This window comes from Kribbella sp. NPDC051587 (assembly GCF_044453945.1).
Classification (GTDB): Bacteria; Actinomycetota; Actinomycetes; order Propionibacteriales; family Kribbellaceae; genus Kribbella.
In genome coordinates this window covers 518,313-533,006 of sequence record NZ_JBITDE010000001.1, presented here as the reverse complement: position 1 = coordinate 533,006, position 14,694 = coordinate 518,313, and the positions used below count along the sequence as shown (strand labels likewise).

The 14,694-nt window shown below is 68.6% G+C and carries 14 protein-coding genes; 7 read left to right on the top strand and 7 right to left on the bottom strand.

Features of this window, described 5'->3' with window-relative positions; all coding sequences use genetic code 11:
- Positions 1 to 13: 13 nt before the first annotated feature.
- Entirely contained in the window at positions 14 to 619 is a 606-nt protein-coding gene (locus ACIA49_RS02510) for a TetR/AcrR family transcriptional regulator (protein ID WP_396375309.1), read from the top strand.
- Between the two features lie 129 nt (positions 620 to 748).
- Here the strand turns inward: ACIA49_RS02510 and tyrS are convergent, their stop codons facing one another.
- Positions 749 to 1,963, bottom strand: a complete 1,215-nt coding sequence (tyrS, locus tag ACIA49_RS02505) for a tyrosine--tRNA ligase (RefSeq protein WP_396375308.1) — start codon at positions 1,961 to 1,963, stop codon at positions 749 to 751.
- 205 nt (positions 1,964 to 2,168) lie between these two features.
- On the opposite strand from tyrS, the gene idi reads away from it, so the two are divergent.
- Both idi and ACIA49_RS02495 read left to right on the top strand, forming a co-directional pair.
- Complete coding sequence (idi, locus tag ACIA49_RS02500) at positions 2,169 to 2,735, top strand: isopentenyl-diphosphate Delta-isomerase (protein ID WP_396375307.1); 567 nt, start codon at positions 2,169 to 2,171, stop codon at positions 2,733 to 2,735.
- A gap of 13 nt (positions 2,736 to 2,748) precedes the next feature.
- The gene (locus ACIA49_RS02495; RefSeq protein WP_396375306.1) at positions 2,749 to 3,645 is read left to right on the top strand and encodes a GNAT family N-acetyltransferase; all 897 of its coding nucleotides are present in this window, start codon (positions 2,749 to 2,751) and stop codon (positions 3,643 to 3,645) included.
- Here the strand turns inward: ACIA49_RS02495 and ACIA49_RS02490 are convergent.
- Positions 3,622 to 4,620: a 2-dehydropantoate 2-reductase gene (locus ACIA49_RS02490; protein WP_396375305.1), complete on the bottom strand. Its 999-nt coding sequence runs from the start codon at positions 4,618 to 4,620 to the stop codon at positions 3,622 to 3,624. The genes ACIA49_RS02495 and ACIA49_RS02490 overlap by 24 nt on opposite strands.
- Positions 4,621 to 4,642: 22 nt before the next feature.
- Between ACIA49_RS02490 and ACIA49_RS02485 the strand changes: the two genes are divergently transcribed.
- On the top strand, positions 4,643 to 4,915 hold the full coding sequence (locus ACIA49_RS02485; protein WP_396375304.1) for a BTAD domain-containing putative transcriptional regulator: 273 nt from the start codon (positions 4,643 to 4,645) through the stop codon (positions 4,913 to 4,915).
- Here the strand turns inward: ACIA49_RS02485 and ACIA49_RS02480 are convergent, their stop codons facing one another.
- Genes ACIA49_RS02480 through ACIA49_RS02460 form a run of 5 tightly spaced genes read right to left on the bottom strand, consistent with a single transcriptional unit; the run spans position 4,916 to position 10,587 of the window.
- Positions 4,916 to 5,875 (bottom strand): ABC transporter permease, encoded by a 960-nt coding sequence (locus ACIA49_RS02480; protein ID WP_396375303.1) that lies wholly within the window; start codon positions 5,873 to 5,875, stop codon positions 4,916 to 4,918.
- 12 nt (positions 5,876 to 5,887) lie between these two features.
- Positions 5,888 to 6,814: an ABC transporter permease gene (locus ACIA49_RS02475; protein ID WP_396375302.1), complete on the bottom strand. Its 927-nt coding sequence runs from the start codon at positions 6,812 to 6,814 to the stop codon at positions 5,888 to 5,890.
- The gene (locus tag ACIA49_RS02470; RefSeq protein WP_396375301.1) at positions 6,811 to 7,824 is read right to left on the bottom strand and encodes an ABC transporter ATP-binding protein; all 1,014 of its coding nucleotides are present in this window, start codon (positions 7,822 to 7,824) and stop codon (positions 6,811 to 6,813) included. Before ACIA49_RS02470 ends, ACIA49_RS02475 begins: the two co-directional genes overlap by 4 nt.
- On the bottom strand, positions 7,821 to 8,792 hold the full coding sequence (locus tag ACIA49_RS02465; protein ID WP_396375300.1) for an ABC transporter ATP-binding protein: 972 nt from the start codon (positions 8,790 to 8,792) through the stop codon (positions 7,821 to 7,823). Before ACIA49_RS02465 ends, ACIA49_RS02470 begins: the two co-directional genes overlap by 4 nt.
- Before the next feature lie 4 nt (positions 8,793 to 8,796).
- On the bottom strand, positions 8,797 to 10,587 hold the full coding sequence (locus ACIA49_RS02460) for an ABC transporter substrate-binding protein (protein WP_396375299.1): 1,791 nt from the start codon (positions 10,585 to 10,587) through the stop codon (positions 8,797 to 8,799).
- A 167-nt stretch (positions 10,588 to 10,754) separates the two neighbouring features.
- Between ACIA49_RS02460 and ACIA49_RS02455 the strand changes: the two genes are divergently transcribed.
- The 3 genes from ACIA49_RS02455 (at position 10,755) to ACIA49_RS02445 (ending at position 14,572) form a co-directional block, all read left to right on the top strand.
- On the top strand, positions 10,755 to 11,438 hold the full coding sequence (locus ACIA49_RS02455) for a response regulator (RefSeq protein WP_396375298.1): 684 nt from the start codon (positions 10,755 to 10,757) through the stop codon (positions 11,436 to 11,438).
- Positions 11,439 to 12,848: an ATP-binding protein gene (locus tag ACIA49_RS02450; protein WP_396375297.1), complete on the top strand. Its 1,410-nt coding sequence runs from the start codon at positions 11,439 to 11,441 to the stop codon at positions 12,846 to 12,848.
- A 125-nt stretch (positions 12,849 to 12,973) separates the two neighbouring features.
- Complete coding sequence (locus ACIA49_RS02445) at positions 12,974 to 14,572, top strand: ABC-F family ATP-binding cassette domain-containing protein (RefSeq protein WP_396375296.1); 1,599 nt, start codon at positions 12,974 to 12,976, stop codon at positions 14,570 to 14,572.
- Positions 14,573 to 14,694: the final 122 nt, after the last annotated feature.

Sequence of the window (14,694 nt, the reverse complement as noted above, 5' to 3'; positions counted from 1 at the left end):
TACGCTGGGATCCATGACGACGCAGCGACTGACCAGGAAGGGCCAGGCGACCCGCGAGCGGATCGTCGCCGCGGCCTCGCAGTTGATGGTCGAGCAGGGCGTCGCCCGGACCACGATCGAGGAGATCCAGGCGGCGGCCGGGGTCAGCCCGTCGCAGCTCTACCACTACTTCCCCGGCAAGAGCGCGCTCGTCTCCGCCGTGATCGACTTCCAGACCGGCCGCGTGCTCGAGACGCAGGGGCCGGGGTTCGGCCGGCTCGACACCATCGACTCGCTCACCCGCTGGCGGGACATGATGGTCGGCATCCTGACCGAGGTGCAGTGCATCGGCGGCTGTCCGCTCGGCTCACTGGCCAGCGACCTCGCCGAGAGCGACCCGGTCGCGCGGGTGCAGCTCGCCAAGGCGTTCGGCCTCTGGGAGGAGCTGATCCGCGACGGTCTGACCCAGTTGCAGGAGCGAGGCGAGTTGGCCGCGACGGCGGATCCGGCGGAACTCGCCGTCGCGATGCTGGCCGCCGTACAGGGTGGTCTGCTACTCAGCCAGGTCCGCCGTGATCCCGCGCCGCTGCGGGTCGCCGTCGACACGATGATCGCGCACCTGCACACACTCACCCGTTAGCCCCGCCTTTCGGACCCGACAGGGACCCCTTCTGCCTGAGGGGGCGGACCTGTGCCACTCACCAACCTGCCCGGGAGGACCCCGAGCAGCGTCGGCTGAGCGTGAACCGGTCGGTCTACGGGGAGTTGGTCAGTGGGGGCGGTCCGCGCTGCGGGTCAGGCGGTGCCAAGTTCGGGGGCCGGAGCGGAGGAGTAGGTCGGTCGAGGAGTCGACGGGGGTGGTGGGGTCGGTGGTTCGAGTGCCGTTGAGGGTGACGGCGCCTTGGGTGATCAGGCGGCGGAGGTGCGATCGCGTGTCGGTGGGGCGGGCTGCTTGGAGGAGGTCCAGGAGCGTGTTCGCGGGCTGGTCGAGGGCGAGGACCGGGATGTCGGTGGGCTCTGCCCGGTGGGTGAAGGTTTGCTGGAAGGATCGGAGTTCGGTGCGCGCGACTCCGGCGCCGTGGTAGCGGGTGACGACGGCGGCGGCGAGGCGGAGCTTGGCGTCGCGGGCTGCGATTCCGCCGGCGTCGGCGGAGGCGGCGAGAGCGGCGACGGTGTCGAGGGGGAGTTCGGTGTAGACGTGGGCGTAGGGCTCGACGAGGTGGTCGGGGATGCTCATCAGCTTGCCGAACTTGTCGCGCGGACTGTCGGTCAACCCGATGTAGTTGTTCAGTGACTTGGACTGCTTGGCCCGGCCGTCGAGCCCGGGCGTGATCGTCGTCGTGATGACCACCTGCGGCGGCATGCCGAGGCGTTGCTGGAAGTGCCGCCCCAGCTGCTCGTTGAAGAGCTGGTCCGACCCTACGACCGTCAGGTCGCTCTGCATCGCGAAGCTGTCGTAGCCCTGCAGCACCGGGTACACCAGCTCATGTACGGCGATCTCGCGCCCAGCCTCGACCCGGGCGCGGAACATGTCCCGGCTCATCAGCTGCGCCTGTGTGACCTGGCCGAACAGCCCGAGCAGTTCGGCGATCCGCATTCCGTCGTACCACTCGGAGTTCCGCCGTACCTCGAAGACGGCAGGCTCCGTCCGCAGCACGAGCGAGACCTGCGCCAGGAACGACGACGCGTTCGCCTCGATTGCGTCGGGGCTCAGCACCGGGCGGGTGTCGGAGCGGCCGGTCGGGTCGCCGACGCGGGTGGTGAGGTCGCCCAGCAGGAAGACGACCTGGTGGCCGAGGTCCTGCAGTTGCCGCATCATCCACAGGTTGACCGCGTGACCGAGATGCAGGTCGGGGGCGGTCAGGTCGACGCCGTACTTGATCCGCAACGGCCTCCCGGAGGCCAGGCGCAAGAGCAGGTCGGCTTCGCCGACGATCGAGTCGGTGGTACGGCGTAACCGGTCGACTACAGCGGACGGTTCCATGGGGATGTGCTCCAAGATGTGATGGAGACACCCCTCGTCAGCGCCTCCGGAAACGGAAGAGGCCCTGGGACGGAGCGGGGGTGGGTACTACAGAACGCCGGCTCCTCCCAGAGCCGGTCGATACGCCACGCGCCGCATGATCACGTCAGGAAGGTAACACGCTGTGCATGCGGCCCGCAGTTCGATATCGGCATACCCTCGGAGGGTGACGCAGGAGCTGGTAGTACTGCTGGACGACGAGGGCCGGTCGATCGGGACCGAGGCCAAGGCGACGGTTCACCATTCGGCGACGCCGTTGCACCTGGCCTTCTCCAGTTATGTCGTGGACGACCGCGGCCGGGTGCTGCTGACCCAGCGCGCCTTCGGGAAGCCGACCTGGCCGGGGGTCTGGACCAACAGTTGCTGCGGGCATCCTCTTCCCGGCGAGGCGATCGAGGACGCCGTCGTACGGCGGTTGGCCGACGAGCTGGGCATCAGTGACGTGAAGGCGGAGCTGGTGCTGCCCGGATTCCGGTACCGCGCCGAGATGCCGAACGGCGTCGTCGAGAACGAGGTCTGCCCGGTCTACCGGGTCCGCTGGTCCGGCGCTCCGGAGCCGGCGCCGGCCGAGGTCGCGGCGTACCGCTGGATCGAGTGGTCCGAGATCCGCGCTGTCGACGGCCTCTCGCCCTGGGCCGAACTCCAGCTCGATGAGCTCGACCGGCTCGGTCCGGCTCCGGCCGAGTGGGAGACCGCCGACGAAAACCTGCTGCCACCAGCCGCCCGACCCTGATACAACCGTCAGCATGGTGGACATCCGGCCCGTGCTGACTGATGCGGACTACGAAGCGTGGCGCGAGGTGCGGATCGCCGCACTGCCGTATGAGCGCTGCTCGAGCGTCGCGGAACTGCGTGAACAGGACCGCCCCGGCCGCCTGCTGCTCCTCGCCGAGGTCGACGGGAAGGTCGTCGGCCACGGTCTCGCCGACCGCTCGGCCGAGCCCGGGCGTGCGGTGATTGCTGTCCGCGTCCGCCCGGAGGATCGCCGTCAAGGCGTCGGCACCGAACTCCTCAAGGCGCTCGATCAGCATGTCGTTGCCCAGGGCTACAACCGGGGCGGCTGCACGATCGACGATCCGGGGTCGGTGGAGTTCGCCGGGCTCTTCGGGTTCACCGAGACCGCGCGGCAGGTGGAGCAGGTCCGTGCGATCGGGGACGAACCCCGGCCGCCCGCACCGACGACGTACCGGATCGTCAGCATCGCCGAGCGGCCCGAGCTGTGGGCGCAGGCCTATGAGCAGGTCGCGCTGCCGACGTTCCCGGACATGGATGTGACGCCGCCGATGCAGGTGACGGCCGAGGAGTGGGCCGTGGAGTGGATCAACGACCCCGCCGCGATGTTCGCCGCGCTCGACGGGGACGACGTGATCGGCCTCGCCGGGCTGATGATCGACACCGATCAGCCGCAGCGCGCCGAGGTCGCCTACACCGCCGTACGGCCGGAGTGGCGCGGGCAGGGGGTCGCGTCGACGCTGAAGCGGACGAGTATGGCGTGGGCCGCCGAGCACGGGATCACCGAGATCTACACCTGGACGCAGGAGGGCAACGCCAACATGCGCCGGTTGAACGAGCACCTCGGCTTCCGGGACGGTCTGGTCAGCATCAACGTGCGGGCGTCGCTACCCCTGAAGTTCGCGGAGTAGTTCGGCCCCGGTCCACGCCCGCCGATCGACCTCGGCAGCCCGGATCAGCGCGACCAGCTTGGCGTTGACCGGCGCGGCGCGGCCGAGCTCTTCGGCCAGGCGGACGACCTCGCCGTTCAGGTAGTCGATCTCGGTGGTCCGGCCGGCCTGCAGGTCCTCCCACATCGAGGTTCGGGCCAGCGGGTCGATGGCGAGCATCGAGCTGGCCAGCCGACGGAAGAGGAAGTCCGGCAGCCTGAGGATGGTCGGGAAGCGTCGCAGCGGGACGCGCAGGATCTGGGCCGGCTCGAGTCCCTTGGCGGCAAGCAGTTCCAGCGTCTCGGCCTGCGCCGCGGCCAGGCAGCGGCGGAAGGCCCGCTGCGAGAGTTCGTCACGCAGCGGCAGGTCGGACAAAGCGTTGACCGGGTTGTTCAGGTTCAACAGGAGCTTCGCCCACTGCACCGGCAGGATGTCGTCGTGCTGCTTCAGCGGCAGCCCCGCTCGCTCGAAGGCACCGCTGTACGGCGTGAGCGCGGCGTCGGCCTGGACGTCGAGTGCGCCCTCCGTGCCTTGGTGGAAATGTCCACCGCCACTGTTCAGCACATTGAACGGAACCATCCCGGTCAGCACGCGCTGCTCGGTCAGCCGGGCCGCGAGGGTCTCGCCGTTCCGGATGCCGTTCTGGAAGCTCACCACCACCGCGCCGGGCTTGAGCACCCCGGCGAGCTCGTCGGCCGCCGTCGCGGTCGCGGCCGACTTCACCGTGACCAGGACCAGATCCGCCTCAGCGGCAGCCGCCGGCGTCGTTTCGTACCGCACCTCGCCCGGCGGGACCCGCAGGTCGGCGCCGAGGTAGTCGGTCAGCCGCAGGCCGTGCGTGGCCAGCTCGCCGGCCATCCGCGGCCGCCCGATGAACGTGACCGGGCTTCCGCTCGCCGCCAGCCGCCCGCCGACATAACAGCCGATTCCACCAGCTCCGTACACGACGATTGCCATCCCAGGAGGCTACGCTGTGGCGATGGCGGAGGGGCTGTCGGAGCGCGTCCTGGGGGAGTTGCTGGCGCGGGCCGATGCCAAGGCCACGGAGGGCCGGGTCGAGGAGAGCATCGCGCTCTACCAGCAGGCGGTGGGCCACGATCCGTTGCTCGAATCCGCCCACCGCGCGCTGATCTCACTCCACCTCATCCAGGGCGACCGCGCCGCCGCCGTACGCCAGTACGACGCCCTCACCGCGAGCCTCGCCGACGTCGGCAGCGTCCCGAGCCCGCAGACGACTGCCCTGCTCTCCTGATCAGTGCAGCCGGACTCGCGGATCGAGGAAGGCATAGGCGACGTCGACCAGGATGTTCGCGATCACGACCGCGGCCGAGGCGAACAGGACGATGCCGATGATCACCGGCAGGTCCTGCTGGTTGATCGCGGTCACCACGGTCCGGCCCAGCCCTGGCAGGCTGAACACGGTCTCGGTCACCACGACACCACCGACCAGCTGCCCGAGGTCGATACCGAACTGCGTGACCACCGGGGTGAGCGCACTGCGCAACCCGTGCCGGACGATCACCCGGCTCTCCCGGATCCCCTTGGACCGCGCCGTGCGGATGTAGTCCTCACCCAGTACGTCGAGCATCGAGCCGCGCGTCAATCGCGTGTACGTCGCCGCGAGCAGCAACGCGAGTGCGATCCACGGCAGCACCAGGTGCTGGAACCAGGCTCCGGGCCCTTCGCTGAACGCCGTGTACCCGCCGGCCGGGAACCAGTCGAACCCGGCCAGGGTGAGCTTGAAGAACAGGAAGTACAGCAACAACAGACCGAGCAGGAACGACGGGAACGAGAAGAAGAACAACGCGAACAGCGTCAGCCCACGATCGGCCGGCGACCGCGGATGCACGGCCGAGATGACGCCGTTGGTCACCCCGAGGAGCAGCCACAGTACGGCGGCGCCGAGCGCCAGCGACAACGTGATCGGCAGTGCCTGCCCGATGATCGTTGTCACCGGCACCTGATGGTAGTAGTCGTAGCCGAGGTCGCCCTGGACGGCGTTCTTGACGAAGTTCAGGTACTGCTGCCAGACCGGCAGGTCGAGACCGAGCCGGTGCTGGATCAGCGCGACGGTCTCCGGCGTGGCCTGCCGGCCCGCCAGTGTCTGTGCAACGTTGCTGGGGGCAATGAAGAACAGCGCGAAGACGGCCATCGAGATCAGCCACAGCACCAGCAGCCCGTGCCCGAGCCGGCGGAGCAAGAAGCGAGCCATCGTGATCCCCTCCTACGTCCGGTCGGCGCGCGGATCGAACGCGTCCCGGACACCGTCGCCGAACAGGTTGAACGCCAGCGTCGTGATCAGCAGCGCCAGACCGGGGAAGAGGATGAACCACCAGGCCGTCGTGTAGTAGTTCTGCGACGAGTTGATCATCCCGCCCCAGTCGGCGATGGGTGGCGGCAGACCGAGCCCGAGGAACGACAGCGTCGCCTGGGTCACGATCACCACCGGGACCAGCAAGGTGGTGTAGACGATCACTGGGGCCAGCACGTTCGGCAGGACGTCGACGAACATGATCCGGCCGTCACTGGCGCCCAGCGACCGGGCCGCCTCGACGAACTCGCGTTCGCGCAGCGACAGCACCTGCCCGCGGACGATCCGGGCCACCGAGGCCCAACTGAAGAACCCGATCACCAGCACCGTCACGGACAGGCTCGGCCCGGTGATCGAGACCAGGGCGATCGCCACCAGCAGGAACGGAACCGACAGGACGACGTCGATCAGCCGGGTCAGGATGGTGTCGGTGATCCCCCCGAGGAACCCCGCAGCCAGCCCGAGCACGACTCCCACCACGACCGTGATCGCCGTCGCGGCCACTCCCACCAGCAGCGACACCCTGGCGCCGTACGCGATCCGGACCAGGATGTCCCGGCCCAGGTCGTCGGTGCCGAGCCAGAAGGTGCCGTTCGGCCCCCGCGGCAAGCCCTCTGGCGAGAGGCCGATGTCGCGGTACTGATCGTTCGGCCCGTGCCCGGTGATCGCCGCGAAGACCGGCGCGAAGACCGCCATCAGCACGATCAGGATGATCACCGCCAGCGAGATCATCGCCACCTTGTCCCGCCGCAGCCGCCGCAACGCCAGCACCAGCGGGCTGCGGCCCTCGATCGTCTTCGGCTCGTCCAGAACATCGACGAGTTCGAGTGCGGCCGTCATGATGCCCTCAGATCCGGTACGGCGGTGGACAGGTCCTCGCCCAGCGTCAACGGATACAGACAAGCCGTGCGGTGATCGTCGGTGTCATCCAGTACGGCGGCCAGTTCCGGCTCGGTGAGTGCGCACTCGGACCGGGCCTTCGGGCACCGCGTGTGGAACCTGCACCCCTCCGGCGGGTTCGTCGCGGTCGGGATGTCGCCGCCGAGGATGATCTGTTCCCTGCTGTCGGCGGTGTCCGGGTCGGCGACCGGTAGCGCCGACAGCAGGGCCCGGGTGTACGGATGCCGGGTCTCGCCGAACAGTTCGTTCGTCGGTGCCAGCTCGGCGATCCGGCCCAGGTACATGACCGCGATCCGGTTGCTCACGTGCCGGACCACGGACAGATCATGGGAGATGAAGACGTAGGTCAGATCCAGCTCCTTTTGGAGATCGGCCAGCAGGTTGATGATCTGGGCCTGGATCGAGACGTCCAGCGCGGAGACCGGTTCGTCGCAGATGATCAGCTTCGGCCGCAGCGCCAGTGCCCGGGCGACCCCGATCCGTTGCCGCTGGCCGCCGGAGAACTCGGCCGGGAACCTGTTGTAGTGCTCGGGATTCAGCCCGACCAGCTCCATCAGCTCCTGGACCTTCTTCTTCCGTTCGTTGCCCGAGGCAATGCCATGGATGGCGAACGGGTCGCCGATGATCGAGCCGACCCGGCGACGCGGGTTGAGCGAGCCGTACGGGTCCTGGAAGATCACCTGGATCTCGCGCCGGACCGGCCGCATCGCGCGCCGCGACAGCGTGCTGATCTCGGTCCCCTCGAACGACACCGAGCCGGACGTGACGTCGTACAGATGGGCCATGCAGCGGGCCAGCGTCGACTTGCCGCAGCCGGTCTCGCCGACCAGGCCGAGCGTCTCGCCCTTGAAGACCTCGAGGGAGACACCGTCGACCGCCCGGACCACCTCCTTCGACTGCGTGGGGAATTGTTTGCATACGTTGTCCACCTTCAGGAGTACGTCGTTCATGCGATCGCCTCACTTGCCTGAGCGGGGAGCCAGCAGGCCGACTGATGCCGCGGGCCGATGTCGGCGAGCGGCGGGGCCTCGGTCCGGCACTTGTCGAACACGTGCGGGCAGCGGGCCGCGAACGGGCAGCCCTTCGGCAGGCTGATCAGACTCGGCGGTGTGCCGGGGATCGGAGTCAGCCGGTCGCCGCTGCGAGCCGGCAGCGAAGCCAGCAGTCCCTGCGTGTACGGGTGGTGGTTGCGGTAGAAGATGTCGCGGCGCGGCGCCCGTTCCATCACGGTGCCGGCGTACATCACCACGACGTCGTCGGCCATCTCGGCGACCACTCCGAGATCATGGGTGATCAGGACGATCGCCGTACCGAACTCCTGCTGCAACCGGCGCATCACGTTCAGGACCTGGGCCTGCACGGTCACGTCGAGGGCAGTGGTCGGTTCGTCCGCGATCAGCAGCGCCGGGTCGAGCGCCATCGCCATCGCGATCATCACCCGCTGCCGCATCCCGCCGGAGAACTGGTGCGGGTAGTCGTCGATGCGTTCCTCGGCCCGCGGGATGCCGACCAGGGTGAGCAGCTCGGCGGCCCGTTTCCGGGCCGCCTGCTTGCCGATCACGGTGTCGTGCGCGCGGATCATCTCGACGATCTGCCAGCCGATCCGGTAGTGCGGATGCAGACTCGACAACGGGTCCTGGAAGATCATCCCGATCCGGGCGCCGCGGAGATGGCGCAGTGTCGACTGGTCCGCGGTGATCAGATCGGTGCCGTCGAAGAACGCCGTACCGGAGACCGTCGCACCGCGGGTGAGCCCGGTGATGGTCTGGGTGGAGACGCTCTTGCCGGAGCCGGACTCGCCCACGACCGCGAGGGTCTGTCCGGCCTCGACGTCGAACGACAGGCCCCGGACGGCGCGGACGGTACCGTCCGGGGTGTCGAAGGAGACCCGAAGATCTCTTACTTCAAGCAGGGCCATGAGGTCAGCCGCCCTGCTTGTCCTTGGCGAGCCACACGTTGGCAGGATCGAAGTTCTGCAGCGAGGGCACGTAGATCGTGTTGTGTACCTGGGCCGCGTGGTAGTTGGCCTGCTTGTTGTTGGTCAGCGGGAAGAACGCGGCCTGGTCCATCACCCGGGCGTCGGCCTTGGCCCACAGCTCCGCTGCCGAGTCCGTGGTCGGTGCCGCGATCGCCTGCTTGATGAGCGCGTTGGTCTCGGCATCGTTGTAGAGACCGAAGTTGCTGCCGACCGGCGGGAACGACGGCTCACCCGAGAACAGCGGGTTGAAGAACGAGAGCGCCCCGTTGCCGTACCAGTCCGCGCCCCAGCTGCTCAGCGACACGTCCCAGACACCCTTCTGGGCGACGGACGGCACCTGCAGGTACTTCACGTAGAAGTCCGAGTTCGGCGACGGTACGCCGGTCACCGTGATGCCGGCCTTGGACAGGTCCTGCTGAACGGTTTGGAAGGTCTTGTTGCTGCCCTCGGTCGCGTTGCGGTACAGGAATTTCAGCGTCAGGTTCGGGTAGCCGGCTTCGGCGAGCAGCTGCTTGGCCTTGGCCGGGTCGTACGGGTACGGGTCGATCTGCTTCGAGCCGGTGATCACGTCCGGGAGCACGTGGGTCAGTGGCGGGTTGAGCGTCTTGCCGCCGAGCACCTGCAGGATGTTGTCCCGGTTGATCGCGTAGCTGATCGCCTGCCGGACCTTCGGGTTCGCCAGCGCCTTGTTGTTGTTCGGCGAGACGGTGTTGAACAGGATGTACGGGTTGGTGCTGGCGGTGTCGCCGATCGACAGGTTCGGGTCCTTCTTGGCCTGCAGCGCGGGGATCTGCGACGCGGCCGGGGCCAGGTCGAACTCCATGTCCGCGGACGCCTCACCGGTCTGCAGCTGCTGCTGCACCGAGTCCTGGGTCAGGCCTTCCTTGACCACGACCTTGTCGACGTACGCCTTGCGGACCGGGTCGCTGGCCGGATCCCAGGCCGGGTTGCGCGAGTAGTTGATGGACTTGCTCGGGACCCAGGAGTCGACCTTGTACGGTCCGTCGGAGGGGAAGTGGTTGCCGAGCTCGGTGCTGGCCGGCAGGTAGTCCAGCGACTCGACCGGCGCGGGCGACAACGCGGGCATCGTCAGCATGTCCACGAAGTACGACGCGGGCCGGTTGAGGTGGAAGACGACGGTGTCGTCACCCTTGGCCTCGACACCGGGCAGCGGGGTCTTGTCGATGTACTCCTTGATCCCGGCGACCGTCACCGCCGCCTTGGCGAAGCCGTCGGCGAACGCGGCGTACCCGGTGATCAGGTCGTGGAAGTCCGGGATGCCGCCGAAGGGCTGCTTGGGGTTCGCGGTCCGCTTGATCCCGCGGACCACGTCGGCCGCGGTGACCTGGCGGGCCGGGGTCGTGCTCCACTTCACGCCGGGGCGGATCTTGATCGTGTAGGTCTTGCCGTCCGCGCTGATCCCGCCGTTCGCGGTGGTCGGGATCTCCGGCGCGATGTCCGGGACCGGCGTGGTGTTCTTGCCGCCCGGTTCGGCCGGGTAGGTGAAGAGCTGGCGGCTCCACAGGCGCAGGCTCAGATAGCCGACGGAGTAGTAGCTGATGTTCGGGTCCATGAAGTCGACGTCCTGTGCGCCGAGCATGTTCAGCGTGCCACCGCTGACCGGTGTGCCCGCCGTACCGGATCCGGTCGGCGACGAGCCGTTACTGTTGCAGGCGGCGAGCCCCAAGCTCGCCACGACGGCAAGTGCCACTGCCGCCAGCCTCTTTCGTGCCATGGGTCCTCCTCCAGGACTGGATGGCCCCGATCTTGGGACTTCCGGACCCGGCCGGAACGGCGATCACCGAAGCGTCAAGGAGTTGTCATCTGACTCCGGGGCGAACATGACGGATTCATGACAGCCGTAACCGCCGTCCGGGCCCTGTGGTGAGCGACACTGGTGGCGTGGCACACAGCCTGTTGCTGGTCGACGACGAGCCCCGCATCCGCCGGGTACTGCGGCTCGCCCTGGAAGACGAGGGCTACGAGGTCGCGGAGGCGGCCAACGGGTTCGACGCGCTCGCGGCCCTGCGCCGCCAGCCACCGGACGTGGTGCTGCTCGACATCATGCTGCCGGACCGGGACGGGTTCACCGTCTGCCGCGAGATCCGGCGGACCAGCGACGTACCGGTGATCATGGTGACCGCGCGGACCGACAGCCACGACGTGGTCGCCGGGCTGGAGGCCGGCGCGGACGACTACGTGACCAAGCCGCTGGTCGCCAAGGAGCTGTCGGCCCGGATCCGCGCGCTGCTGCGCCGGGTCGAGCCCGCCAACGCGCGGCAGCCCGACGTACTGGTCGTGGGGGACCTGACCATCGACGTACCGGGGGCCGAGGTGACACGTGGCGACGCTGTGCTGCCGCTGACGCGGACCGAGTTCAAGCTGCTCGCCGAGCTGGCCGGTGCCGAGGGACGCGTGCTGTCGCGGGAGCAGTTGCTGTCCAAGGTCTGGGGCTATGGCTACTTCGGCGACAGCCGGATCGTGGATGTCCACATCCGTCGGCTCCGGATCAAGATCGAGCACGACCCGGCGAGCCCGAAACACCTGGTGACCGCTCGCGGCCTCGGCTACCGATTGGTCAGCTGAGTGCGACTGCTCGGCGGCACGAGTCTGCGGGGGCGGGTGACGATCGCCTATGGCTTGCTCGCGCTCGGGCTCTCGGCGGTGCTCGCGATCGTCACCTGGAGCGTCGTGTCGAACTACCTCACCGAGCAGCGTCGCGAGTCCGCGATCAACCAGACCTCCGACAACGCGGCCGCCTTCCGGTTCGGCCTGTACGGCGCCGCGACGCCGTGCACGCCGGCGCGGTTACGGGTCGAGTGCGACGCGGCACAGCCGCGACCGGGTGTGACCGTCATGGACGTGCTGAACAGCCTGCCGACGAGCGACTCGGCTGCCTCGATGGTCTACGTGAACGGCACGTGGTACTCGCTGACCGGCAGCCCGGACGACCTGCCGCCCGACCTGATCCAGTCGGCCCGGACGGGAACGCCCGCCGATCAACGCATCGTGGTCGGTGGCCAGCGAGTGCTTGCGGTCGGCATCCAGCTGGACCGGCCGGGCGACGCGCTCTTCGAGTGGCATCCGTTGGACAGGCTCGACGACACCCTGGCGACGCTGCGGCTCACGCTGATCGCGGCGACGATCGCGACCCTGCTCGTCGGTCTCGCGGTCGGCCGCCTGGCCAGCACGCTCGCCCTCCGCCCGCTCGCCGAACTCACCAAGGTCGCCGACGCCGTCGCCCGCGGCCGCCTCGACGCCCGTCTGGAAGCCGAGGAGGATCGCGACCTCGGTGGTCTGGCGCGCTCGTTCAACCAGACCGCGGCCAACCTGGAACGGCGGGTCGCGGCCGACGCCCGGTTCGCCGGTGACGTCAGCCATGAGCTGCGGACACCGTTGATGACGATGCTCAACTCCATGCAGCTCATCCAGAACCACCGCGACGAACTGCCCGAGGCGGTGCGCGAACCGGTCGACCTCCTCGGTGACGACCTCGATCGCTTCCGCCGCCTGGTCATCGACCTGCTGGAGATCTCCCGCGACGACGGTGGCGACCGCGGCAGCCGCGAACTCGTCCGCATCGCCGACCTGGTGCGCGCCGCTGCCGATGCCACCGCCGGCCGCCCGATCACCACCGTCGAGCCACGCGCCGAGTTCCTCGTCATGCAAGCCGACAAGCGCCGCCTGGAACGCGTCATCGCCAATCTCGTCGAGAACGCCGAGGACCACGCCGGCGGCTGCAAAGGCGTCACCGTCGAACCCGGCGGCCTCGGTGTCATCATCACCGTCGACGATGCAGGCCCCGGCATCGCCCCCGAGGACCGCAACCGCATCTTCGAACGCTTCGGCCGTGGCGAAACCAGCGGCCGCGGCCGCGGCGTAGGCCTCGGCCTGGCCATCGTCGCCCGCCACGTCATGTGGCACCAAGGCACCATCCAGGTCACCTCCAACCCCACCGGCGGCGCCCGTTTCGTCATCGACCTCCCCGCCAAGTAATTCGGGTGACGGGTTCTGGGGTGGGCGTCTACCCTCGGGGCATGGCTACTTGCCTCTGTGTCTAGGTACGCAACCCGCTTCCGCGCCAGAAGTGTGTTCGCTTACCATCACAGAGAGTTGCAGTCATGATCACCGTCAGTGATGTAGATCTTCGCGTCGGCGCCCGTCTGCTGCTGTCCGACCTGTCGTTCCATGTCGGCCCGGGGGACCGGGTCGGGCTTGTCGGGCGCAATGGCGCCGGCAAAACCACCTTGCTGAAGACGCTGGCCGGGGAAGAGCGTCCGGCGGCCGGGACCGTGACGGCGTCCGGTTCGGTCGGCTACTTGCCGCAGGACCCGCGGGCGGCTGACCCGCACCTCACGGTCACCGACCGGATTCTGTCGGCGCGTGGCCTCGATACCGCCATTCGCGACCTGCGGAAGGCCGAGGCGGCGATGAGTACCGCCACCGGGAACGCGCAAGAGCGGGCGATGGCGGCGTACGCGCGGGCCGAGACGCGGTTCCAGGCCGGCGGCGGTTACGCGGCCGAGGCCGAGGCGGCTCGGTTGGCGGGTGGCGTCGGCTTGCCCGTCAGGGCGTTGGAGCAGCCGGTCGGCGAGTTGTCCGGCGGGCAGCGGCGGCGGGTCGAGCTGGCGCGGATCCTGTTCGCGCAGCACGACACATTGCTGCTCGACGAGCCGACCAACCACCTGGACGCCGATTCGGTGGTGTGGTTGCGGTCGTTCCTGCTCGGGTATCCGGGCGGGCTGATCGTGATCAGCCACGACCGGCAGTTGCTGAAGGCAACGGTTAACCGGGTGTTCCACCTGGACCCGCAGCGGACCACGATCGACATCCACAACACCGGCTGGAACAAGTACCTGCAGCAGCTCGAGCTGGACGAACGGCGTCGCACCCGCGAGCGCAACACCGCCGAGCGCAAGGCCGCGATCCTGCAGGCCCAGTCCCGCAAGATGATGGCCGGCGCGAACACGACCGTTGCCGCACGCAACATGGCGCGGCGCGCCGACAAGCTGCTGTCCGGACTCGAGCCGGTACGGCGTTCCGACCGGGTCGCGAAGATCCGCCTGCCCGAACCGGCTCCCTCCGGCAAGACCCCGCTGACCGCCGAAGGACTGAAGAAGGCGTACGACGGTCTCCAGGTGCTCGACGGGGTCGACCTGGCGATCGACCGCGGCAGCAGAGTCGTCGTACTGGGCCTGAACGGCGCAGGCAAGACCACGCTGCTCCGGCTCCTCGCAGGAAGGGAAGAGCCGGACGCGGGTCGCGTCGTACCGGGGCATGGCTTGCGGCTCGGGTACTTCGCGCAGGAGCACGACACCCTGGACCTGGCCGGGACAGTCCGGCAGAACCTGGCGGCGGTTGCGCCAGGCCTGACTGACGGCGAGGTCCGGAACGTGCTGGGCTCGTTCCTGTTCAGCGGTGACGATGTGGACAAGCCGGCCGGCGTGCTCTCCGGCGGCGAGAAGACCCGGCTCGCCCTGGCGGGTCTGGTTCACTCCGGCGCCAACGTGCTGCTGCTCGACGAGCCGACCAACAACCTGGACCCTGCCTCCCGCGACGAGGTGCTCGGCGCGGTCGGCAGCTACCCGGGGGCGATCGTGATGGTCACGCACGACGAGGGTGCCATCGAGGCATTGCGCCCGGACCGGGTACTGATCCTGCCGGACGCCGACGAGGACCTGTGGTCGGACGACTACCTGTCCCTGGTGTCCCTGGCCTGAGCGATCTCAACCCCAGGGTTGAGGTCGACCTTCCACCCGGGTGCGACCCCGGGGCTGACGTGACGACGGTCCTTTCCGAGGAGATTGGAGACATCGCAAAACTCCTCGGAAAGGACTTCACA

Coding starts and splice junctions, on each gene's coding strand:
- ACIA49_RS02510 (WP_396375309.1), top strand. CDS start 14: ATGACGACGCAGCGACTGACCAGGAAGGGCCAGGCGACCCGCGAGCGG.
- ACIA49_RS02490 (WP_396375305.1), bottom strand. CDS start 4,620: ATGGCAATCGTCGTGTACGGAGCTGGTGGAATCGGCTGTTATGTCGGC.
- tyrS (WP_396375308.1), bottom strand. CDS start 1,963: ATGGAACCGTCCGCTGTAGTCGACCGGTTACGCCGTACCACCGACTCG.
- ACIA49_RS02465 (WP_396375300.1), bottom strand. CDS start 8,792: ATGGCCCTGCTTGAAGTAAGAGATCTTCGGGTCTCCTTCGACACCCCG.
- ACIA49_RS02495 (WP_396375306.1), top strand. CDS start 2,749: ATGGTGGACATCCGGCCCGTGCTGACTGATGCGGACTACGAAGCGTGG.
- ACIA49_RS02460 (WP_396375299.1), bottom strand. CDS start 10,587: ATGGCACGAAAGAGGCTGGCGGCAGTGGCACTTGCCGTCGTGGCGAGC.
- ACIA49_RS02480 (WP_396375303.1), bottom strand. CDS start 5,875: ATGGCTCGCTTCTTGCTCCGCCGGCTCGGGCACGGGCTGCTGGTGCTG.
- ACIA49_RS02485 (WP_396375304.1), top strand. CDS start 4,643: ATGGCGGAGGGGCTGTCGGAGCGCGTCCTGGGGGAGTTGCTGGCGCGG.
- ACIA49_RS02470 (WP_396375301.1), bottom strand. CDS start 7,824: ATGAACGACGTACTCCTGAAGGTGGACAACGTATGCAAACAATTCCCC.
- ACIA49_RS02445 (WP_396375296.1), top strand. CDS start 12,974: ATGATCACCGTCAGTGATGTAGATCTTCGCGTCGGCGCCCGTCTGCTG.
- ACIA49_RS02475 (WP_396375302.1), bottom strand. CDS start 6,814: ATGACGGCCGCACTCGAACTCGTCGATGTTCTGGACGAGCCGAAGACG.